This is a genomic window from Veillonella sp. AF13-2 (assembly GCF_003603295.1).
In the GTDB taxonomy this organism is placed as follows: Bacteria; Bacillota; Negativicutes; order Veillonellales; family Veillonellaceae; genus Veillonella; species Veillonella parvula_E.
In genome coordinates this window covers 1-24,298 of sequence record NZ_QTMT01000007.1, presented here as the reverse complement: position 1 = coordinate 24,298, position 24,298 = coordinate 1, and the positions used below count along the sequence as shown (strand labels likewise).

Below are 24,298 nucleotides of genomic sequence, written 5' to 3'. Positions count from 1 at the left end.
TGGCCATACAGTAGGCGCTGGCGTAGTAACAGAAATCGAAGGTTAATACAAGTTTATAGCTCAATGTATCGATACATTAGCTATATAATTGAATTTTAGATTCAATAAAAGGGACCCAATGGGTCCCTTTTATTTTGTATATATTGATGATTAAGAGTATAGGATTGAATCGCTAATATATTGAAACAATGATGATTTTGTAATGTGACATATACGTTGTATTCAGGCTTCAAAGGATAATCATACTATTGATACAAATTGAGAAGAAATTTTAATATATTGTAACCGTAGATACAACTTTATTTATAAAATTAGTGTATATTATATATAAGGAGAGCATAGGCTCTCTTTTTGTGCTTTTATAGAAAAGGAGGTAATGTGATGGGCGAATACAAAAAGTATTGGATAGCCGTAGTAGCAGTTCTTATTATTGGATTCTCTATTCTTGGCTATTTGGGTACTGATGTATATCATCAAGCGCCACCAGTACCAACTGCGTATGTATCTCAAGATGGACAGGTTTTGTTCACTAAGGATGATATCTTACATGGTCAATCGGCTTGGCAATCTACAGGTGGTCAATCTGTAGGGACCGTACTAGGTCATGGCGCATATCAAGCCCCGGACTGGACAGCTGATTGGTTGCACAAAGAAGTGTCCGTAATGCTTGATATCAAGTCTCAGGAAGCTTTTGGTGTTCTTTATGAACAGTTAGGTGATGTGCAGAAAGCGGCTGTTAAAGAAGCAGTTAAAGCAGAGTACTTTAACAGTGCTGTTCGTGAAGATGGAACTGTTGTGCTTTCACCGGAACGTATTACAGCGATGAATTTAACCGGACAATATTTTATTGAACTTTATGGTGATAACCCTAAATTGTCCGAAACACGCGATCATTTTGCGATGAAAGACAATACGTTGCCAGAATTAAAAGATCGTATTGATATGGCACGATTCTTCTTCTGGACTACGTGGATGGCATCGACTCAACGTCCTGGTACAGATGCAACATACACCAACAATTGGCCTCACGAGCCATTGTTAGATCATAATCCAACACCGGAAAGCGTAGCTTGGTCTGTTGTGAGTGTTATTATTTTACTTTGTGGTATTGGTATTGTCGTATGGATGTGGGCATTCGGTCGCAAACAAGATGAACATGAATTAACACCGCCTGCGGAAGATCCAATTTCCAAATTGCATCTCACACCGTCTCAACGGTCTTTAGGAAAATATTTATTTACGATTTTGGCATTATTTTTACTCCAACTTGGTATGGGTGGTATCATTGCGCACTACACCGTAGAAGGACAGGCTTTCTATGGCATTCCATTGGCGCAGTATTTCCCATATTCTATTGCTCGTACTTGGCATATTCAAGCATCCTTATTCTGGATTGCGATGGCATTCTTGAGTGCCGGTTTATTCTTGGCGCCGATTATTAATGGCGGTAAAGATCCTAAGTTCCAAAAATTGGGCGTGAATATTTTGTTCTGGGCACTCGTTGTGTTGGTAGTGGGTTCCTTTACAGGTACATATTTAGGTGTTGCTCATGAGATTCCGGCGTCTCTAAACTTCTACTTGGGTCACCAAGGCTATGAGTTTATTGAGTTAGGCCGCGTATGGCAATGGATTGAATATATCGGCATTCTATTTTGGCTTGTACTCATGGTGCGCAGCATCATTGGTGCTTTCAAAAATAAAGGGGATAAAAACCTTATTGCCGCCTTTATTTTCTCTGTTGTGATGGTCGGTATTTTCTATGGCCCAGGTCTTTTCTACGGGGAACACAGCCATTTGGCAATCATGGAATACTGGCGTTGGTGGGTTATTCACCTTTGGGTAGAAGGCTTCTTTGAAGTATTCTCTACTACGTTGATGGCCTTTATTTTCGTAACTCTTGGTCTTGTATCATATCGTGCAGGTACCATAGCAGCGATTTCGTCCGGTGCTATTTACCTTATCGGCGGTATCCCTGGTACATTCCATCATCTTTATTTCACCGGTGTTACATCGACTATCGTGGCCACAGGGGCATCATTCTCCGCATTGGAAGTAGTGCCTCTTGTTCTCTTGGGATATGAAGCGTTTGAAAATTATACACGCCTTCATAGTGCTCCTTGGATGCATCGACTAAAATGGCCTGTATACTGCTTTATTGCCGTATCCTTCTGGAACTTGGTGGGTGCAGGTATCTTCGGCTTCTTAATTAATATGCCGGTTTCCTTATTCTACATTCAAGGTTTAAATACGACAGCTGTTCATGCTCATACGGCGTTGTTTGGCGTATATGGATTCTTAAGCTTAGGCTTTGTATTCCTCATTGCTCGTTATATTCGACCTGAAGTGGAATTTAATGACAAGTTATTGAAATTTGGCTTCTGGGCATTGAATTGGGGCCTTGCGTTAATGGTTCTTATCAGCCTATTGCCAATCGGCTTGATTCAAAGTTGGGCAAGTGTTACACAAGGCTTATGGCTTGCTCGCAGCGAAGACTTTATGCAACAACCATTGTTACAAAATTTGCGTTGGCTTCGCATGGTTGGCGATACCATCATGATATTGGGGGCATTGGCCTTCTTCTGGCAAATCGTGAAAGTAACTTTCACAAAGAAACAGTAATAAACGAAGCAATATAGTAAATATGTAAATATAATATTAAATATAATATATAGACATATAAGCTAACTATAAGCTAATATGACATGGCGTTCTTTGGGTAGACAAAGGGCGCCATTGTCTGTTATACTATCCATGTCAGGCATACGTGCCTGGCTTTTTTGAGTTGCTTAATTTCTTGACATCGCTTGCTACGTATGATATAGTTTTTTAGTATGTAGTCGAGCGTTTTCGAGTACAAGAGACAGATTTAGTAAATATAAAGCGAGGTGTATCCGGATGCGTAATGCCATTACTTTAGCTTGCACAGATTGCAAACAACGCAACTATCAAACGAACAAGAATAAAAAGAACAATCCTGATCGTATTGAAATGATGAAATATTGCAAATTCTGCGGTAAACATACATTACACCGTGAAACAAAATAATTCTTATCATTCATTACCTGTTGATTTGAGGATGTGAAACACAATGGCAAAGTCTAACTCAGCAGTGCAGCAGCGTGGTGGATTTGGAAAATTCTTCCGCGGTGTGAAAGCTGAACTAAAAAAAGTAGTCTGGCCAACAAAAAAAGAGCTTATCAATTACACAATTGTAGTATTCTTAGTGACCATATTCATCGCTTTGATTATTTCTGTGCTTGATGGACTCTTTGCCCAACTTTTTAATACGTTGTTGCACTTTGTTGGATAAGGGGGCCATTACATGGAAGCAGATAAGAAGTGGTATGTAATTCATACCTATTCAGGCTACGAAAATAAAGTAAAAACCACTCTTGAACTTAAAATTCAATCTATGGGGCTACAAGATGTGATCAGCCGAATTTTGGTGCCTCTTGAAGATGAAATAGATGAAAAAGATGGGGTTAAAAAAGTAGTAAAACGCAAGATATTTCCTGGGTATGTATTGGTGGAAATGGAAGTTAATGACCGTTCTTGGTATGTTGTACGCAATACGCCAGGTGTAACAGGTTTCGTTGGCTCTGCTACAAAACCAGTTCCACTTTCTGATTCCGAAGTAGAACATATACTTAAGTCTCAGGGCTTGGATAAGAAACCAACCATTAACGTTGATGTAGAAGTTGGTGAAACGGTTCGCATTACGTCCGGTGCCTTTGAAGATAAACTAGGTGTTATTACCGAACTTAACCCTGAAAAAGGAACATTGAAACTTAGTGTGGAAATGTTCAATCGAGATACCGAGGTAGAGGTAGAGTTCTCTCAAGTTGAGAAAGCTCTTTAATATATAAATATAACTCTAAAAAGAGCAATCGATTTTGGTTGCCAGTGGGAGGATGTATATCCGTTACCACCACAGTATAAGCATAGGAGGTTTAATTACCCATGGCTAAGAAATTAGTTAAACAAGTAAAACTACAAATTGAAGCCGCTAAAGCTACTCCAGCACCACCAGTTGGTCCTGCACTAGGCCAAGCAGGTGTTAATATCGTTGCTTTCACAAAAGAATTCAACGAACGTACTGCTAAACAAGCTGGCTTGATTATTCCAGTAGTTATTAATGTATATGAAGATCGTAGCTTCGACTTCATCACTAAGACTCCACCAGCTGCAGTATTGTTGAAAAAAGCTGCAGGTATTCCAAAAGGTTCTGGTGTACCTAACCGTGATAAAGTAGCAAAAGTAGGTCGCGATAAAGTTCGTGAAATTGCTGAATTGAAAATGCCTGATTTGAATGCTAATACCGTAGAACAAGGTATGCGCATGGTGGAAGGTACTGCTCGCAGCATGGGCATTGAAATCGTTGACTAATAAGCGTACGACTTGCGCATAAGGCGCAAATCGGTGGGAGGGAATTCCCGTTTGACCACATAAGGAGGATATTATAATGGCAAAAGTAGGTAAGAAATACGCTGAAGCAGTAAAACTTATTGAAGCTGGTAAATTCTACGAACCAGTAGAAGCAATTGAGTTGGTTAAGAAAACTGCAACTGCAAATTTCGATGAAACAGTTGAAATTGCTTTCAACTTGAATGTCGACCCTAAATACGCTGATCAACAAGTTCGTGGTGCAGTAGTATTGCCTCATGGTACTGGCAAAACTAAACGCGTTCTTGTATTCGCAAAAGGCGACAATATTAAGGCAGCTGAAGAAGCTGGTGCAGATTTCGTAGGTTCTGAAGAGTTAGTAGCTAAAATCCAAGGTGGTTGGAGCGACTTCGACGTAGTAGTTGCTACACCAGACATGATGGGTCAAGTTGGCCGCCTTGGTAAAATTTTGGGTCCTAAAGGCTTGATGCCAAACCCTAAAGTTGGTACAGTAACTCCAGATGTTGCTCGTGCAGTAAACGAAATCAAAGCTGGTAAAATCGAATACCGTACTGATAAAGCAGGTATTATCTCTTGCTCTATCGGTAAAGCATCTTTCGATGAAGAAAAATTACTTGACAACTACCGTACAATCGTTGATACTATTATCAAGGCTAAACCTGTAGCAGCTAAAGGTCAATATATTAAATCTGTAACCTTGTCCGCTACAATGGGTCCTGGTGTACCTTTGAACGTGTTCAAATTGAGCACTGTTTCCAAAGAGCAATAATTATATATGTCTCTTAGCTGTAGACGGCTGGTATGTATAATGGATGAAAATCCGCCCGCTGAGGCTGACACTAGAACAACCTAGGACTAGTTACGACCTCATCGCGTGCGATGGGGTCGTTTTTACGCTAAGATAGTACATAGAGCACCAAAAAAATCTACAAGGAGGTAATCTAATGGCTGTCACTGAATCAAAAAAAGCAATCGTTGCTCAAATGAAAGAAACTCTTTCTGAAGCAAAAGGTGCTGTATTGATTGGTTACTCTGGTTTAACTGTTGCGCAAGCAACTGATCTTCGTCGCAAAATGTTGGCTGAAGGTGTTGAATACAAAGTAATCAAAAATACTTTGACTCGTATCGCTGCAAACGAATTGAATCTTGAAGGTTTCGCTGAGCATTTAGAAGGCCCAACTGCGTTGGCTACTTCTAAAGATGATGCTGTTGCACCTGCTCGTGTAATCGAACAATTCATCAAAGCAACTGAAAAAGAAGTTGTAACAGTTAAAGCTGGTATCGTTGAAGGCGAAGTTATGGACGCTGCAGGCATTAAAGCAATTGCATCTCTTCCAAATCGCGAAGGTATGCTTTCCATGTTGCTTTCCGTATTGCAAGCTCCTGTTCGCAATGTTGCATACGCTGTCAAAGCTGTTGCAGAAGCAAAACCTGCAGAATAATATTTTTTGCAAAGTATTCGTTGGCCGCTTGAGGCTGGCACTATAAACTAATTTATGGAGGAAATCTAAAATGGCATTGAACATTGAAAACATCGTTGCTGAATTGAAAGAAGCAACAATCCTTGAACTTAATGATCTTGTAAAAGCAATCGAAGAAGAATTTGGCGTAACTGCAGCAGCTCCTGTAGCTGTAGCAGCTGCTGGTGGTGCTGAAGGCGGCGCTGCTAAAGATTCCTTCGACGTAATCTTGAAAGATGCTGGCGCATCTAAAATCAACGTAATCAAAGTTGTTCGTGAAGCAACTGGTCTTGGCTTGAAAGAAGCTAAAGCTATCGTTGACGGCGCTCCTGCACCTGTAAAAGAAGGCGTAGCTGCTGAAGCTGCTGAAGCTTTGAAAGCTCAATTAGAAGAAGCTGGCGCATCCGTAGAATTGAAATAATTCTAGCTATATTAAAGGCGTACCCTATGGGTACGCCTTTTTCTATTGGAGTTTATAAATTGATGCGAGTTTTGTTTTGTTAACTAATTTGGCTTTTGGATACGGTAATGTATTAGAGAAATCCTTATCATATTTTTTAGGAACGATGACATAGGCACCGCGATTATTTGATGTATTACTTAAAAATGTTTCTTTAGTTATTGTAGGCATTAATGTTTTGCCTTCGGTCCATATAGAATCATCAGTTGTATCTACGAAAACTTGGGTAGGTGTAGTGTCCATGTAATATACAATGGAAGTATAGTAACTGCCATATACATATATTGGTTTTGATGTATCTTCGATGAATGCTTTGAACTGTAAACCAGACTGATTAAACAATATTGGTGGTACTGTAATCGTAATAACCGAGTACAACGTAATTAGTGGAACTAAAGCATATATTGCTAGTTTGAAAAATGATGTTATGTAGTATCGACCGATTAAAATTATACATACTATAATAAAGGAACCAACGATTAATGGTTTATTATCAAGACTTTGATCAAAAGCTGTAGCAAATGTAAAAATCATGTAGTAAATACCTAGTGGTAGGGTAATTAAATAATTAAACTTTTTGAATGATTGAGTAAATTCACCGGTTTCTTTGTCAGTAACTAATTCACAAATTTTTACGGCCGCCCATATTATACAAGGGATAATGGCAGGTAATGTGTAGGTTAGATACTTGGTAGCTACTAGAGAGTAGAAGAGTACTATAACTATAAACCATATAATACCTAATAGATCAAAATCATCTTTCCAGTTAATATCTTTTAAATGATAGACTATTACAGGTGTCCATGGTAATAGTGAAAGGGGCACAATTAATAGATAGTAATACCATACATCAAATTTAGGATGCTCAGATACAAGGGCTCGATCTACATTGTGTAGACCCAAGAATCCGGAAATAAACTGCTCACCGTGTATGGAATACATAGCAATATACCAAGGGCTAGCTATCGCTATAAAGACTAATAGTCCGAAGGGATTAAATAGTAATTTTATATCCTTTGAAAGTTGATAGATTTCATCCTTTCTATGGATTGCGTAGCGTGCACATACATAAATAAGTAATATTAGACCAGGTAAGATGATGCCTATAGGTCCTTTGGTAATTACAGCTAAGGCCGCAGCAATGTAAGCTTTCACCATAGCTGACTTGTCATTGTTGGTAAATGCTAAATAACTATAGCCAAATATAGCTAAGGTGAAGAAAAATAAAAATCCATCGGTTATAACTGCATGAGATATGTACCAAAACTGTAGTGTACTCATTAATAAAATCGCACAAAGTACACCGGCAAAGGTGCTTTTAGACATGCGGTAAGTTATATGATACATTAGGGCCACACTAGCTCCCGCAACAAGTGTATTTGGTATACGAGATGTAAAGTCAGATATGCCAAATAGTTTGTACGTAATCATAAGTGCCCAATAGGTGAGCGGTGGTTTATCATACCATACGTGATCGTATATCATGGGGGATATCCATGAGTTATGTTTTAGCATGGTGATGGCGGAGAGAACATAATTGGACTCCACCGGATCAGTGATTGGCAAATAGGCATTATAAAAGCCGTAGCTCAAAACGGTTAATAAAAAGAGCGCACCTATGCGCAGCATGTGATTGTTAATCATAGTTACTCCTTACTTACATAGTTTATATTATTGTACTATAGGGCGTGTAATATTTAAACCAATCAAAGATAAAAACAGAGCCTTTATAAATATGGAGATAATATGGAGATAATTACAAAAAAATAATTATTTATGAAATAATATATTGTATAGAATATTGTTTATTCGGAATACATGAAATAACTTTTATGTATACAAAATACATGCTATAATGAGCGCATAAGATAAAACCGTTTCATTAAACTATCATCTAATATATGAAATAGTGGAAAGAGGATCTATTATGAGAAAAGAACATGATTTCCTAGGTGAATTAGAAGTAGCGGATGAGTTATATTATGGTGTGCAAACGATTCGTGCCTTAGAAAACTTCCATATTACAGGGAAACATTTAGACCAAGATTTTATTAAAGCTCTAGCGATGGTAAAAAAAGCATCTGCTTTAGCTAATATGAAAACAGGTCGTCTCAATGTATCTATCGGTAAAGCGATTGTTCAAGCCGCTGATGAAGTTATTGCAGGTGAATTTGCTGACCAATTTCCTGTTGATCCTATTCAAGGCGGTGCTGGTACTTCTGTAAATATGAACATGAACGAAGTATTGGCAAATCGTGCTTGTGAAATTTTAGGTCATCCAAAAGGTAGCTATGATATTGTAAGTCCTAACAACCATTGTAATATGGCGCAATCTACGAATGATGCGTTCCCAACAGCAATCAAGGTTTGTGCAATTTTAAAAACTAAACCTTTACTTGAAGCTTTGCAACGTCTTGTTGATGAGCTTGAGAAAAAAGCTGAAGAATATAGTGAAATTTTAAAAATGGGGCGTACTCATTTACAAGATGCGGTGCCTATTACATTGGGACAAGAGATGGGTGCTTACGCATCTGGTATTCGTCGTGGTATTAAACGTATTAAATCTGCCGTTGAAGGTGCACATGTAATTAACATGGGGGCCACTGCAGTTGGTACAGGCCTTAATGCTGAACCTAATTATATTCATGATGTAGCGTACGAATTAAGCGAAGTAGTAGGCGAACCGTTCTACACTGCGGAGAACTTAATCGATGCCACAAACAATACAGATGTATTTGCTGATATCTCTAGCGGTTTGAAGGTAACTGCACTTGTGTTGATTAAGATGGCAAATGATTTCCGCTTAATGGCATCTGGCCCTCGCTGTGGCATTGGTGAATTAAAATTGCCTGCCCGTCAACCAGGCTCCTCTATCATGCCAGGAAAAGTAAATCCTGTTATCGCTGAAGTATTGAATCAAGTGTGTTACCAAGTTATCGGTAATGACCTTACTATTACATTAGCTGTAGAAAATGGTCAATTCGAGTTAAATGTTATGGAACCTGTATTGGCATACAACTTGTTCAATAACCTTTGCTACCTCAAAAACGGTGTAAATACATTCGTTGATAAATTGCTTGTTGATCTTGAAGTAGACCGTGAACAATGCGAGTACTGGTTGAATCGTTCCGTTGGTATCGTAACAGCATTGTTGCCACATCTTGGCTATGAAACAGCTTCTGCATTGGCGAAAGAAGCGTATGAAACAGGTCGAGCTATTCGCGATATCATCTTGGATCAAGGTTTATTGACTGAGGATGAAATTAATCATATTCTTTCTCCTAAAGAAATGACTCGCCCTGGTATCGCTGGTGCGAATCTTTTAAAACAAAAAGGCAACTAATTTATGGTTCTCTTTTGATACATGAATAAAGCATGAAAATAAAAGACTGTCAACCCTTTTGGTTGACAGTCTTTTTTAATACTGATAGAATTATATATTGCAAAAGTAGCGTTTTCTGCTTTTGGATGTAAAAACTATAACACAAATAGTGATGAGGTTTTCTTCCAAGGTTGTGCTTGGTTAATGGGAAGCAAGGTTATTTTAAAAATGAAATAGACCTTGCTTTATTTGACGTTGCCCGAGCAGGAAAACTGAGACCTGTAAGATGTCTTTTTCATGCCGTTATAGAAAATGGTAGACCAGTGTGTTTTGATAGGGGTGAAAGCAAATATGTTCAAACCTGAACAGGTAGGCAAACGAACTCGTTATACGTACGCTAAAATTAACGAAGTTATCAAGATGCCGCATTTATTGGACATTCAACGTAAATCGTATGAGTGGTTCTTGGAGAGTGGTTTACAAAATATTTTCAACGATATTTCTCCGATTAAAGACAATTCAGGTAATCTAGTACTTTCTTTTGAAGGTTTCAGCTTAGGTGAACCTAAGTATGATATTAATGAATGTAAAAACCGTGATGCTACTTACGCAGCACCACTTCGTGTAAATATTCGCTTGGTAAATAATGATCCAGAAAATATGGACATTAAAGAACAAGAAGTATTCATGGGCGATTTCCCATTGATGACGGATACAGGTACTTTCATCATCAATGGTGCAGAACGTGTTATCGTATCCCAATTAGTACGTTCTCCAGGCGTTTACTACAATAAAGAAATCGATACAATGGGTAACCGTTTGTATGATTCCACAGTTATTCCTAACCGTGGTGCATGGATTGAACTTGAAACAGATGCTAGTGAAGTGGTAGCTGTTCGTATTGACCGTAACCGTAAATTACCAGCTACTGTATTGGTACGTGCATTAGGTTGGGATACGAATGAAAGTATCCTCGACCTCTTCTGGAATGGTAAAACTGATGAGGATGGTTTACCAGTATATGATGAACGCATCGTTCGTACATTAGAAAAAGATACAACTCAATCTGCTGATGAAGCATTGGTTGAAATCTATAAAAAATTACGTCCAGGTGAGCCTCCTACTGTAGAGTCTGCTCGCAACTTGTTCGATAACTTGTTCTTCGATGCACGCCGTTATGACTTAGCGCGCGTTGGTCGTTATAAATTGAACAAAAAACTTGGCTGGCGCCAACGTATGTTGGGTCAAACATTGGCTCAACCAATTGTAGATCCAGAAACTGGCGAAATTATCCTTGATGCAGGCGTACAAGTTGGGGAAGAACAACTTGATATCGTTGCTAATAGCCATGTTTTCGATGGTGAAGGTTTTGCTGAATTCTATATCGTAAATAATGATGGTGTAGAGTCTAAAGTTATCTGTAATAACTGCAACTTACCATATGATCACCGTACAGTAACACGTGAAGACATGATCGCTAACATTTCTTACTTGCTCAACCTTATGGATGGTGCAGGTCATACAGATGATATCGACCACTTGGGTAACCGTCGCCTTCGTTGCGTAGGCGAATTGTTGCAAAACCAATTCCGTATCGGTTTAACTCGTATGGAACGTGTTGTTCGTGAGCGCATGACCATTCAAGAAACTGAATCCATTACACCTCAAGCGTTGATCAATATTCGCCCTGTAGTGGCAGCTATCAAAGAATTCTTTGGTTCTTCTCAATTGTCTCAGTTCATGGACCAAACAAACCCATTGGCGGAATTGACTCACAAACGTCGTCTTTCTGCCCTTGGCCCTGGCGGCTTGTCTCGTGAGCGTGCAGGTTTCGAAGTTCGTGACGTGCATCATTCTCACTATGGTCGTATGTGTCCTATTGAAACTCCAGAAGGTCCAAACATTGGCTTGATTAACTCCTTGTCCAACTATGCAAAGGTAAACGAATTTGGCTTCATCGAAGCACCATACCGTAAAGTAGAAAAAGTGTATGGTAAAGGCAAGGATGCTGATAAAGTTGTTAAAGTGCGCGTATCTGATAGCGTAGTATACATGACCGCTGATGAAGAAGAAGGCATGACAATTGCCCAAGCGAACTCTCCGCTTGATGCAGAGGGGTACTTCACAACTGAACATGTTGCTTGTCGTCGTGGTCATGATGTATTGGAAGTTACACCAGATAAGGTTGATTATATGGACGTTAGTCCAAAAGAAGTTGTATCTATTGGTACAGCTATGATTCCATTCCTTGAAAATGACGATGCTAACCGTGCCTTGATGGGCGCGAACATGCAACGTCAAGCGGTACCACTTTTGCGCGCTCAAGCACCACTTGTTGGTACAGGTATGGAATATACAGCAGCTACTGACTCTGGTGTTTGCGTATTGGCGCGTGAAGCAGGTAAAGTTGTACGTTGTTGGGGTAATGAAATCCACGTTCTTCGCGATAGCGATGGTCGTGTTGATACATACCATTTGAATAAATTCCTTCGTTCTAACCAATCCACGTGCTTTAACCAAAAACCAATCGTCAATCGTGGGGACCATGTTGTAAAAGGCCAAGTATTGGCTGATGGTCCTGCTACAGATGGCGGCGAATTGGCATTAGGTTATAACGTTCTTGTAGCGTTCATGCCTTGGGAAGGTTATAACTACGAAGATGCTATCTTGCTTAGTGAAGAACTCTGCAAAGAAGATATCTATACATCCATTCATATTGAAGAATACGAATGTGATGCTCGTGATACCAAATTAGGTGCTGAAGAAATTACTCGTGAGTTGCCTAATACAGGTGACGACACACTTAAAAACTTAGACGAAGATGGTATTATCTGCATTGGTGCAGAAGTACATCCTGGCGATATCCTTGTAGGTAAAGCTACTCCAAAAGGTGAAACTGAGCTTACTCCAGAAGAACGTTTGTTGCGTGCTATTTTTGGTGACAAAGAACGTGAAGTTCGCGATACTTCTTTGCGCGTGCCTCATGGCGAATCTGGTAAAGTCGTAGATGTAAAAGTCTTCACCCGTGAAAATGGCGACGAATTACAACCAGGCGTAAATAAACTTGTTCGCGTATATATCGCTCAAAAACGTAAGATTCATGAAGGCGATAAAATGGCGGGCCGTCATGGTAACAAAGGTGTCGTTTCTCGCGTTATGAGAAAAGAAGATATGCCATTCCTTCCAGATGGTACTCCAGTACAAATCGTATTGAACCCATTGGGCGTACCTTCTCGTATGAACATCGGTCAGGTTCTTGAAACTCACTTGGGGTGGGCTGTTCAAGGCTTAGGTATGAAAATCAAAGCTACAGACCTTCACATTCAAAACGTGTTGAAAGAAGCCCGTACTGATGCATCTTACTGGGAACAAATCGATGCAATCCGCGACCTTTATGCTCAAATTGAGGTATTGGAAGCGAAAGTTGCGGAAGATGTTACGGTAAATCATTTCGAAGAAAATGAGCAAATCATTGCTTTGAAAACTAAAATTTTAAAACATGTAGAAGCAGCAGCGCAAAAGAAATTGGATGCTATGGGTGGCGAAGCTCGTTACCAAGAGCTTAAAGCTATTGAAGCTAAATACAATGCACTTCATGTAGAATTCTTTGATTCTGAAGAAGAGGCTCCTGAAATGGACCCTGCGCTTGTAGAAGAATTAGAGGCAATTAGCAAAGTCAAGAATACTCTTAACAACATTCACTCTGCTGAAGAAAAACGCATTGAAATTCGCAAAGAGTTGGAAAGCCTTGGCTATGATTTTGACAAATATGGCATGCCAAAACCAGATGTAGCAGGTATTCATATTGCTACACCTGTATTTGATGGTGCTCACGAAAAGGACGTATTCGAAACATTGGCGATTGCAGGTCGTCCTGATGATGGTAAAACTGTTCTATATGATGGTCGTACTGGTGAACCGATGGATAACCGCGTTACTGTTGGTTACGTTTACATGCTTAAACTCCATCATTTGGTTGATGACAAAATCCATGCTCGTTCTACAGGTCCGTACTCCCTTGTTACACAACAACCTTTGGGCGGTAAAGCTCAGTTCGGTGGCCAACGTTTCGGGGAAATGGAAGTTTGGGCTCTAGAAGCATATGGCGCAGCCTATACCCTTCAAGAGCTATTAACTGTTAAGTCTGACGACGTTGTTGGTCGTGTGAAAGCATACGAAAAAATCGTTAAAGGCGAAAACATCCCTGAACCAGGTGTACCTGAGTCCTTCAAGGTATTGCTTAAAGAACTTCAAAGTATCGGTCTCGATGTAAAAATCTTGAACGAAGATCAAGAAGAAGTTGTTATGAAAGAACTTGAGGACGAAGATGAGGTGGTAGAAACTGGTATTGAAGAAGTTATGGAAGGCAGTGCTGTAGAAACTGATGAAGTAACTGTAGTAGAACCAGAAGTAGAGGAAGAGGAAGACTTACCAGCTGATAATGGCGGTGAAGATGATATCCTTAGCCAATTGGCGTACCCAATGGGCGACTCCTCTAACGATGAAGACTAAAACTATCTATAAGGAAGGGAGCGATAGTAGTGCTAGACGTAAATGAATTCGATTCCATGCGAATCGGTTTAGCCTCTCCAGAGCAGATTTTATCCTGGTCTCATGGGGAAGTTAAGAAACCTGAAACAATTAACTACCGTACGTTGAAGCCAGAACGTGATGGTCTATTCTGTGAACGCATTTTTGGACCAACAAAGGACTGGGAATGTCACTGCGGCAAATATAAACGCATCCGCCATAAGGGCGTAGTCTGCGACAAATGTGGTGTAGAGGTTACCCGTGCGAAAGTACGTCGTGAACGTATGGGCCATATTCAATTGGCTACTCCTGTATCTCACATTTGGTACTTCAAAGGAATCCCATCCCGTATGGGTCTTATCCTTGACATATCACCACGTTCTTTGGAACGCGTATTATACTTTGCTTCCTACATCGTAGTAGATCCAGCTGGTACACCATTGACAAAACGTCAATTGTTGTCCGAGCAAGAATACCGCGAATACGAAGCTCAATTTAATGAAGACGGTTATACTATCGGTGGAAAATCCGTCGTAATCGAAACAGTGGCTCAACGTAATGAACGTTTAGCTATTGTTCGTGAAGCACAACGCAAAGAGCGCTATAATGCGGCTCTTCGTGATGATGCAACAATACCAGAAGCTGATAAGGAATACGAAGAATTAACTCGCGAAGAACGCTATGAGTTAGGCGCGGCTGAAGAGGTTCTCTTCGCATGTATCGACATGGGTGCTGAAGCGGTAAAAGCTCTCTTATCAGAACTTGATCTTGAAGCATTGAATGCCGAATTGCGCGAAGAGTTGAACACTGCTAGTGGTCAACGTAAAATCCGTGCAGTTCGTCGTTTGGAAGTAGTAGAAGCATTCCGTCAATCTGGGAACCGTCCAGAATGGATGATTATGGACATCGTTCCTGTAATCCCACCTGAATTGCGTCCTATGGTCCAATTAGATGGTGGCCGTTTTGCTACATCTGACCTCAACGATTTATACCGTCGTGTTATCAACCGTAACAACCGTTTGAAACGTTTACTCGACTTGGGTGCTCCTGATATCATCGTGCGCAACGAAAAACGCATGCTTCAAGAAGCGGTTGATGCATTGATTGATAATGGCCGTCGCGGTCGTCCTGTTACAGGTCCTGGTAACCGCCCATTGAAATCCTTGTCCGACATGCTTAAAGGTAAACAAGGTCGTTTCCGTCAAAACTTGCTCGGTAAACGTGTTGACTACTCTGGTCGTTCCGTAATCGTAGTAGGTCCTGAACTTAAAATGCACCAATGTGGTTTGCCAAAAGAAATGGCATTAGAATTGTTCAAACCATTCGTTATGAAACGTTTGGTAGAACGCGGTCAAGCATCCAACATCAAGGCTGCTAAACGCCAAGTTGAAAGAATTGGCCCTGGCGTGTGGGAATCCTTGGAAGAGGTAATTAAAGAACATCCAGTTCTCTTGAACCGTGCCCCTACATTGCATAGACTTGGTATCCAAGCCTTCGAACCAATCCTTTGGGAAGGTCGTGCTATCAAATTGCATCCATTAGTATGTACAGCCTTCAATGCCGACTTTGACGGTGACCAAATGGCGTGTCACTTACCATTGTCCGTAGAAGCACAAGCGGAAGCTCGTACATTGATGCTTTCTAGCCATAATATTTTGTCCACTAAGGATGGTAAGCCAGTAGCAGTACCTTCTCAAGATATGATCTTAGGTACATACTATCTAACAGTTGTACGCGAAGATACTCGTGATAAAGCAAAAACATTTGCTACCTATGATGAAGTTATGCTTGCCTATGAGTCTCATATCATTGGTTTGCAAGATATTCTTTATATCCGTTTACCTGATCATGGCCGTGTAGAAACAACAGCAGGTCGCTTGATCTTCAACAATGCTTTATTCCCAGAATTGTGGCAATACGAGAAACGTGAAGATGGCACTTACTCTTTAGGTAAGGTTATGGATAAGAAAACAGTTGGTAAATTGGTTGATCAATGTTTCCAATTGTTTGGTAATGAAAAAACAGCAGAACTATTGGACCGCATCAAGTCCTTGGGTTACTCCTTCGCTCGTCGCGCAGGTATGACGGTAGCTATTGCTGATATTAAAGTACCAGAAGTTAAAACTAGCTTGTTAGATACAGCGGAACAAGAGGTAGAAAAAGTATCTCGTATGTACCGCCGTGGTCTTATTACAGAGGAAGAACGTTACCGTAAAACTATCCAATTATGGACAAAGGCAACAGAAGATGTTACCGATGCGATGATGGATAATATGGCGTGCGATAAAGACGGCTTTAACCCTGTTTACATGATGGCTATCTCTGGTGCCCGCGGTAATAAACAACAAATTCGTCAGCTTGCTGGTATGCGTGGTTTGATGGCCGATCCATCTGGTCGTATCATCGACTTGCCAATCAAAGCAAACTTTAAAGAAGGTTTGACTGTATTGGATTACTTTACATCCTCTCATGGTGCGCGTAAAGGTTTGGCCGATACAGCGCTTCGTACAGCTGACTCTGGTTACTTGACACGTCGTCTTGTTGACGTATCTCAAGATGTAATCGTTCGTGAGGACGATTGTGACGTTGTAGGTATCGATCTCGTTCGTGAACGTGCTCGTTTGGCTACATCTCCACGTCAAGCATTAGAATTGCTTAAGGATAAACTCATTGGTCGCGTTTTAGATAAAGATGTTGTGAATGCTGAAACAGGGGAACTTGTTGTACCAGCTGAAACTATCTTGGATGAACAATGCTTGGCAGATATTGCTGAAGCTGGTGTTACATCTATCGCATTGCGCGGTGCACATTTGGGCTCTGATAGCGATATTAATCATACTAACTTGGTTCAAAAAATTATTCTTGGTGAAAGCGACGATAGTATCCGTGCAACATTGAAAGAAACTATGGTTCAAAATATGTTGAACAAGGATACTGTACAAGCAATCGTTGACAGCGAAGGGGTAGAAATCTTCCCAGCTGATACACGTCTTACTGAAGAAGGCATCGAAGCTATCCTTAACTCCGATGTAAAAGAAGTACAAGTGCGGAATAATGAAATCCATGGTATTGAAGTGGAAGCTATCGTTGAAGGCACTGGTGTTATCGAGCCATTAAAAGACCGTATCGTAGGTCGTATTGCAGCTGAAGAATTAGTTAACAAAGAAACTGGCGAAGTCATCGTTCCTCTTAATGGTGAAATCACAGAGGCGTTAGCTGATGAAGTTGTAAAACATTATGAAACAGTAAAAATCCGTTCCGTATTGACTTGCCGTAGCCCATATGGCGTATGTCGCAAGTGTTATGGTCGTGATCTAGGAACTGGCAACCAAGTTCAAGTTGGTGAAGCGGTAGGTATCATTGCAGCACAATCCATCGGTGAACCGGGTACTCAGTTGACAATGCGTACATTCCATACTGGTGGTGTCGCAGGTGACGATATTACACAAGGTTTGCCACGTGTCGAAGAATTGTTCGAAGCTCGTAAACCAAAACGTAATGCTATCATTGCCGAAAACGAAGGTACAGTTCGCGTTGTACCTAATGAAGGTAAGAAAGGTACGAACACTATCTTTATCACTGGTGAAGATGGTATTGAACTTGATTACCTCATTCCTTACGGTTCGCGCATTATCGTTAAAGACGGTGACGTGGTATCCTTGGGCGCTCGTTTAACAGAAGGTTCCATCAATCCTCATGACATCATGCGCGTCATGGGTACTGAAGCGACTCAACGTTACCTCGTATACGAAGTACAAAAAGTATACAAATCCCAAGGTGTAGAAATTAACGATAAACATATCGAAGTTATCGTTCGTCAAATGCTTCATAAAGTTAAAATTGAAACAGCTGGCGATGCGGATATGCTTCCAGGGGATATGGTGGACGTTAATACCTTTGACGAAGAAAACCGTCGTCTTACCCTCAATGGTCGTGAAAATGCTACAGGCAAACGCACACTATTGGGTATTACGAAAGCCGCTTTGGCAACGGACTCCTTCTTGTCCGCTGCGTCCTTCCAAGAAACAACACGTGTTCTTACCGACGCTGCTATCAAGGGTAAAATCGATCCATTATTGGGCTTGAAAGAAAACGTAATTATCGGTAAGTTGATTCCTGCTGGTACAGGTATGAGTCGTTACCGTAAGATTGAAGTTGTAAAAAATACACCTGAAATCATTGATATTACGGAAGAGGTTATGTCTGAAGATTAATTACTTTGGACCAGCCGTTAAGCTATATTAATTGTATAGACTTGTTGCATAGTTGATATTGTGCGACATAATAAAAAGGGTGCACCTGCGAGGTGTACCCTTTTGTTATAGGTATTATTGGTTTCTATTCAGCTGCTTCTTCCGCGTCATGAGCCATGATGTCATAACCGACGTCATCCGATAAAGTAAGATATCGTTCGTACTGTCGAATGATATCGGTAATGATATCCTCCCGTGTCATATACTGCGCATCGTATCCGGCGCGCCCGTCACTGAAATATGTCATAGGAATTGCGTTGGTGCTTTCAGTAATGTGAGGAATGTTAGGATCTTCGATGAGATGATCCGATACCTCTTGCGTAACGAGTTTGATGCCATAGGTAAAGTTGCGCATTGATTCTTTTTCGATGGTTAACTCTACGGAGGCGTCGTTACCATTGAAATGTTTGTCAATTCTCGTAGTTAATCCGTACTCTTCGGTTAATTCTTTATTGAGCTGATACATAGCAGGCAATGCTGTTGTTTTCATAAAGGAAATAACATCTTCCGACTGCGTTTGGTTGAGTATCTTGGCAAGACCTTGTTTCCAGTTCTTGCTGTCCCAGTAGATGGATGTGGTTGAAAGTTTTGTGTTAAAGTATTGCGTATCTGTCAATAATCCTTGCCATAAGCTGTAGCACATGATAACCATCAAGGCTGCAAATGGTAAGGCGAGAATGAGCGTTACCGATTGTAGTACATTAAGCCCACCGATGCTGAGCAAACTGATGGCAAGAAAGGACATTACAGAGCCCCACATCAAGCATTGCCACTTTGGAGATGAAGTGGATTTATCATAGGCCGCAATATTATTTAACACATAAATACCTGAATCGGCAGATGTAATAAAAAATAATGCTAATACGATAATCGATAGAAGACTAGTTAAACCGGATAATGGTAAATATTCAAGGAATGCAAAGAGTAGTTGTTCTGGTTTATCGGTTAATGCACCGAGTGCACCGTTTGCTACTGTTTCATCGATATAAATTGCAGTATTACCAAAGATAGTAAACCAAACGATAGTAAAAACAGTTGGAATAATGAGTACCCCAAAGATGAACTCTCGAATAGTCCTACCTTTTGAAATACGCGCAATGAACATGCCCACAAATGGTGCCCAAGATAACCACCAAGCCCAGAATAGTATGGTCCAGCTGAAGAACCATGGACGGGTTTCTGGTGTATAGATAGATGTATAGAAGCTTTGCCCTAAAATATGTGATAGATAGTATCCAAAGTTTTCTACCATTGTATTTAATAGGAGTAATGTAGGACCTGCACAGAGTACAAAAAGCATTAAGACTAATGCAACAGATATATTAATTTCGCTGAGCAGCTTAACGCCTTTATCAATACCTGTAACAGCAGATAGAACGGCAATGGACATAATGATGATAATGATGACCGTTTGTGCGGAAAAGTCATTAGTGGAGATGATATCAATATATAGGAAACCTGCACCTAGTTGGGCCGCACCAAATCCTAAGGTGGTTACGATACCTAATAAAGTTACACAAAGTGCGATGATATCGATAATGTGCCCTCGTGGGCCATTGATCTTATCCTTCCACAGCGGATAGAAACATGAACGTAGTGATAATGGCAACTTATAGCGAAAACCAAAATACGCTAATGCTAAAGCCATAATTCCGTATACCGTCCATGCATTGATGCCCCAGTGGAAGATGGAGCGGAATAACGCTTCCTTGGCGCTAGGAGCACCATCGACTAAGCCTACAGCGGAGTGATAATGTGAGAGCGGTTCAGCAGTACCGAAGAACATGAGACCTACACCAGTACCTGCCGCAAATAACATGGCGAGCCAAGCTGTATAAGAGAATTCCGCTTCTTCATCGTCGCTACCAAGTTTGATGTCACCTAGCGAACTAAGTGCAAGAAAGATATTGAAGATAAAGAAGAGACTTATGGATAAAACATAAAACCAGCTGAAATCTTCAAATATAATATCACGAATCCCTTGGAGGATCGTTTGAGATATTTGCGGAATCAGAAGGGCACATAAGCTTAGCCCTAAGACGATAGACAAGCTACCTATAATTACAGGGGGATTAAAGTTTGAATAACGTTTAATAAGTTTAATCATATAATCTCCTTTCTTTAGTAACTTATAAATACAAATATTTGTTCTATATTAATTTATATCATAATAAAATGGTGTTTATATTAATTTTGCATAATTGGTAAAAGAAAAAATAATAGTAAATGCATAGAATGATTATTTATACATAAAAATAATGATATATGAATAAAAAATCATTCTTCATTTATAATTTTAGATTGAATGAAACACACGGATGAGTGTACACATAAAATGCAGCTATAGAGCGGTGTGTGACATTGGAAATTGTTTGACATGGACTGCTGTAATTGATATACTTACATAGTGCTTTAGGCGAGGTATGCCTAATGGGCATAATTTCGTAAGGAGAATTAGTACAATGGACATTGCCCATCTGAAGTCGGTGAACAAAACAATCGGTGCCAAGCAAACGTTGAAACAAATTGCTAAAGGTGCTGTGAAGTACGTGTTCCTGGGTTGTGATAGTGATGAACGTGTGGTACAACCTTTACGGATTGCTTGTGAAGAACAGGGAATACCTGTGAATGACAAACACACTATGGATGATCTCGGTCGTGCGTGTCGCATTAAGGTGCGGGCCACCGCTGTAGGCGTCCTACGTTAATCTCGGTAATATCCGATGTAACACTTTGTTATGACGGATCAATTATAAATCTCAAATTTGGAAAGGAGGTGCCCAAATGCCAACAATTAATCAGCTAGTACGCAAAGGCCGCATGAGCTTGACTAAAAAATCTACAGCTCCTGCCCTTCAAGAATCTCCACAAAAACGTGGTGTATGTACTCGTGTGTACACAGCTACTCCAAAGAAACCAAACTCCGCGCTTCGTAAAGTTGCCCGTGTACGTTTGACAAACGCTATTGAAGTAACTGCTTACATCCCAGGCATTGGTCACAATTTACAAGAACATAGTGTTGTACTTATCAGAGGCGGTCGTGTAAAAGACCTTCCAGGTGTGCGTTATCACATCGTTCGTGGTGCATTGGATACAGCTGGCGTACAAAATCGTATGCAAAGTCGTTCCAAATACGGCGCGAAAAAAGCTAAAAAATAATTTTAGCCATTAAACGAAATTAACACACATCATTATAAAGGAGGAATTGAACATGCCAAGAAAAGGCCCTGTTCCGAAACGTGATGTACTTCCAGATCCGGTGTACAACAGCAAATTAGTAACACGTTTCATTAACAAAGTTATGTACGATGGTAAAAAAGGCATTGCTGAAACTATCGTATATGATGCATTTGAAATTATTCGTTCCAAAATGGGTCAAGACCCAATGGAAGTTTTTGATCAAGCATTGAAAAATGTTATGCCTGTACTTGAAGTACGTGCTCGCCGTATCGGTGGTGCGAACTATCAAGTGCCAGTTGAAGTTCGTGCTGATCGCCGTCAAACCCTCGGTATTCGTTGGGTTGTAAATTATGCTCGTCTTCGTGGTGAACGCACTATGAAAGAACGTTTGGCAGGCGAATTGATGGACGCTTTCAACAATGCAGGCGCTGCAATCAAGAAAAAAGAAGATACTCATAAAATGGCAGAAGCTAATAAAGCATTTGCTCATTATCGTTGGTAATAAGAGGTGACAACTGTGGCAAGAGAGTTTTCCTTAGCAAAAACTCGTAATATCGGTATCATGGCTCACATCGATGCTGGTAAAACAACAACTACAGAACGTATCCTCTACTATACAGGTATCGTTCACAAGATCGGCGAAGTACATGAAGGCGCTGCTACGATGGACTGGATGGAGCAAGAGCAAGAACGTGGTATCACAATCACTTCTGCTGCAACAACTTGTCAATGGAAAGAACATCGTATCAATATCATCGATACTCCTGGTCACGTTGACTTTACTGTAGAAGTAGAACGTTCTCTACGTGTACTTGACGGTTCTGTTGCGGTGTTCAGTGCTAAAGGTGGCGTTGAACCTCAATCCGAAACAGTATGGCGTCAGGCTTCTAACTACGGCGTACCTCGTATCGCTTATGTAAATAAGATGGATACTGTAGGTGCTGACTTCTTCAACGTAGTTGACATGATGAAAGCTCGTTTGGGTGCAAATTCCGTAGCTATCCAAGTACCAATCGGTGCTGAAGATACTTTCGAAGGCATCATTGACTTGATGACTATGAAAGCGGAAATTTATAAATCCGATGACGGTAAAGAATATGAAATCACTGATATCCCTGCTGAATATCAAGAAGTAGCAGAAGCTCGTCGCGAAATGATGATCGATGCTATCGCTGAAACAGATGATGATATCATGATGAAATATTTGGAAGGCGAAGAAATTTCTGTGGAAGAATTGAAAGCGGCATTGCGTAAAGCTGTTATTGCTAACCAATTATTCCCAGTTCTTTGCGGTTCTTCCTATAAAAATAAAGGTGTTCAAATGTTATTGGATGCTGTTATCGATTACATGCCAGCTCCAATCGATATCCCACCTATTAAGGGTGTTGTTCCTGGTACTGAAGAAGAAACAACTCGTCCTTCTTCCGATGAAGAACCATTCTCTGCATTGGCATTCAAAATCATGGCTGACCCTTATGTTGGTAAATTAGCGTTCTTCCGTGTGTACTCTGGTACATTGGAATCCGGCTCCTACGTTTTCAACTCCACTAAAGGTAAAAAAGAACGTATCGGTCGTATTCTTCAAATGCACGCTAACTCCCGTAAAGAAATCGAACGCGTATATTCTGGTGACATCGCTGCGGCGGTTGGCTTAAAGGATACTACTACAGGCGACACATTATGTGATGAAAAATCTCCTGTAATCCTTGAGTCCATGGAATTCCCTGAACCAGTTATCTCTGTTGCTGTTGAACCTAAAACAAAAGCTGACCAAGAAAAAATGGGCACAGCTCTTGCTCGTTTGGCAGAAGAAGATCCTACTTTCAAAGTTCGTACTGATGAAGAAACAGGTCAAACTATTATCTCCGGTATGGGCGAACTTCACTTGGATATCATCGTTGACCGTATGAACCGTGAATTCAAAGTAGATTGTAACGTAGGTAAACCTCAAGTAGCATACCGCGAAACTATCCGTAAAGCTGTTAAGGCTGAAGGTAAATTCGTACGTCAATCTGGTGGTCGTGGTCAATATGGTCACTGCTGGTTGGAATTGATTCCTCAAGAACCAGGTGCTGGCTTCGAGTTTGAAAACAAGGTTGTAGGTGGTGCGATTCCTCGTGAATACATCGGACCTGTTGAAAGCGGTGTTAAAGAAGCTATGGAATCCGGTGTTATCGCTGGGTACCCTATGGTTGATGTTAAAGTTATCGTATTTGATGGTTCCTACCATGACGTTGACTCCAACGAAATGGCCTTCAAAATTGCTGGTTCTATGGGCTTCAAAGAAGGTGCTCGCAAAGCAGATCCTGCATTGCTTGAACCATACATGGCTGTAGAAGTAGACGTTCCTGAAGAATATATGGGCGACGTTATCGGTGACTTGAACTCTCGTCGTGGTCGCATGGACGGCATGGAAGCTCGTAATGGTTCCCAACATATCAAGGCATATGTTCCGTTGAGCGAAATGTTCGGTTACGCAACTGACCTTCGTTCCAAAACTCAAGGTCGTGGTAACTACTCTATGACATTCGATCATTACGAAGAAGTTCCTAAGAAAATTGCTGAAGAAATTCAAGCAAAGAAAAACGGTTAATCTCATATTAGATTAATAGAATTACTATTTTCCTCGGAGGATAATTTAAAATGGCAAAAGAAAAATTTGAACGTACGAAACCGCATGTTAACATCG

At 40.5% G+C, this 24,298-nt stretch carries 17 protein-coding genes; 15 read left to right on the top strand and 2 right to left on the bottom strand.

Annotation, left to right across the window (positions count from 1 at the left end):
• The first annotated feature begins 381 nt into the window (after positions 1-381).
• The 8 genes from DWV85_RS09255 (at position 382) to rplL (ending at position 6,285) form a co-directional block, all read left to right on the top strand.
• Entirely contained in the window at positions 382-2,619 is a 2,238-nt protein-coding gene (locus DWV85_RS09255; protein WP_123138565.1) for a nitric-oxide reductase large subunit, read from the top strand.
• Between the two features lie 276 nt (positions 2,620-2,895).
• Positions 2,896-3,045 (top strand): 50S ribosomal protein L33, encoded by a 150-nt coding sequence (gene rpmG / locus DWV85_RS09250; RefSeq protein WP_004693530.1) that lies wholly within the window; start codon positions 2,896-2,898, stop codon positions 3,043-3,045.
• A gap of 43 nt (positions 3,046-3,088) precedes the next feature.
• The gene (gene secE, locus DWV85_RS09245) at positions 3,089-3,310 is read left to right on the top strand and encodes a preprotein translocase subunit SecE (RefSeq protein WP_004693531.1); all 222 of its coding nucleotides are present in this window, start codon (positions 3,089-3,091) and stop codon (positions 3,308-3,310) included.
• 12 nt (positions 3,311-3,322) lie between these two features.
• Positions 3,323-3,859 carry a transcription termination/antitermination protein NusG gene (gene nusG, locus DWV85_RS09240; RefSeq protein ID WP_123138564.1) on the top strand — a complete coding sequence of 179 codons (537 nt, stop codon included), beginning with the start codon at positions 3,323-3,325 and terminating at the stop codon, positions 3,857-3,859.
• Positions 3,860-3,960: 101 nt separating this feature from the next.
• Positions 3,961-4,386 (top strand): 50S ribosomal protein L11, encoded by a 426-nt coding sequence (gene rplK / locus DWV85_RS09235; protein ID WP_004693535.1) that lies wholly within the window; start codon positions 3,961-3,963, stop codon positions 4,384-4,386.
• Positions 4,387-4,462: 76 nt separating this feature from the next.
• Complete coding sequence (gene rplA, locus DWV85_RS09230) at positions 4,463-5,173, top strand: 50S ribosomal protein L1 (protein ID WP_004693536.1); 711 nt, start codon at positions 4,463-4,465, stop codon at positions 5,171-5,173.
• 175 nt (positions 5,174-5,348) lie between these two features.
• On the top strand, positions 5,349-5,846 hold the full coding sequence (gene rplJ, locus DWV85_RS09225; protein ID WP_004693539.1) for a 50S ribosomal protein L10: 498 nt from the start codon (positions 5,349-5,351) through the stop codon (positions 5,844-5,846).
• Positions 5,847-5,916: 70 nt separating this feature from the next.
• Positions 5,917-6,285, top strand: coding sequence for a 50S ribosomal protein L7/L12 (gene rplL / locus DWV85_RS09220; protein WP_004693540.1), 369 nt, complete (start codon positions 5,917-5,919; stop codon positions 6,283-6,285).
• A gap of 42 nt (positions 6,286-6,327) precedes the next feature.
• Here the strand turns inward: rplL and DWV85_RS09215 are convergent, their stop codons facing one another.
• Positions 6,328-7,968 (bottom strand): glycosyltransferase family 39 protein, encoded by a 1,641-nt coding sequence (locus DWV85_RS09215; RefSeq protein WP_060919553.1) that lies wholly within the window; start codon positions 7,966-7,968, stop codon positions 6,328-6,330.
• A 283-nt stretch (positions 7,969-8,251) separates the two neighbouring features.
• Between DWV85_RS09215 and DWV85_RS09210 the strand changes: the two genes are divergently transcribed.
• The 3 genes from DWV85_RS09210 to rpoC all read left to right on the top strand — a co-directional run bounded on the left by DWV85_RS09210 (position 8,252) and on the right by rpoC (position 18,390).
• Positions 8,252-9,667 carry an aspartate ammonia-lyase gene (locus DWV85_RS09210; protein ID WP_004693544.1) on the top strand — a complete coding sequence of 472 codons (1,416 nt, stop codon included), beginning with the start codon at positions 8,252-8,254 and terminating at the stop codon, positions 9,665-9,667.
• 330 nt (positions 9,668-9,997) lie between these two features.
• On the top strand, positions 9,998-14,158 hold the full coding sequence (rpoB, locus tag DWV85_RS09205; RefSeq protein ID WP_123138563.1) for a DNA-directed RNA polymerase subunit beta: 4,161 nt from the start codon (positions 9,998-10,000) through the stop codon (positions 14,156-14,158).
• Positions 14,159-14,187: 29 nt separating this feature from the next.
• Positions 14,188-18,390, top strand: coding sequence for a DNA-directed RNA polymerase subunit beta' (gene rpoC, locus DWV85_RS09200; RefSeq protein ID WP_004693548.1), 4,203 nt, complete (start codon positions 14,188-14,190; stop codon positions 18,388-18,390).
• Positions 18,391-18,514: 124 nt separating this feature from the next.
• Here rpoC and DWV85_RS09195 read toward each other — a convergent pair whose 3' ends face one another.
• The gene (locus DWV85_RS09195; protein ID WP_123138562.1) at positions 18,515-20,536 is read right to left on the bottom strand and encodes a BCCT family transporter; all 2,022 of its coding nucleotides are present in this window, start codon (positions 20,534-20,536) and stop codon (positions 18,515-18,517) included.
• A gap of 355 nt (positions 20,537-20,891) precedes the next feature.
• On the opposite strand from DWV85_RS09195, the gene DWV85_RS09190 reads away from it, so the two are divergent.
• The 4 genes from DWV85_RS09190 to fusA all read left to right on the top strand — a co-directional run bounded on the left by DWV85_RS09190 (position 20,892) and on the right by fusA (position 24,202).
• Positions 20,892-21,137 (top strand): ribosomal L7Ae/L30e/S12e/Gadd45 family protein, encoded by a 246-nt coding sequence (locus DWV85_RS09190; protein WP_004693552.1) that lies wholly within the window; start codon positions 20,892-20,894, stop codon positions 21,135-21,137.
• A 76-nt stretch (positions 21,138-21,213) separates the two neighbouring features.
• Complete coding sequence (gene rpsL, locus DWV85_RS09185) at positions 21,214-21,588, top strand: 30S ribosomal protein S12 (RefSeq protein WP_004693554.1); 375 nt, start codon at positions 21,214-21,216, stop codon at positions 21,586-21,588.
• 52 nt (positions 21,589-21,640) lie between these two features.
• Positions 21,641-22,111, top strand: coding sequence for a 30S ribosomal protein S7 (gene rpsG / locus DWV85_RS09180; RefSeq protein ID WP_004693556.1), 471 nt, complete (start codon positions 21,641-21,643; stop codon positions 22,109-22,111).
• Positions 22,112-22,126: 15 nt separating this feature from the next.
• Complete coding sequence (fusA, locus tag DWV85_RS09175; protein ID WP_004693557.1) at positions 22,127-24,202, top strand: elongation factor G; 2,076 nt, start codon at positions 22,127-22,129, stop codon at positions 24,200-24,202.
• Positions 24,203-24,298 lie beyond the last annotated feature (96 nt).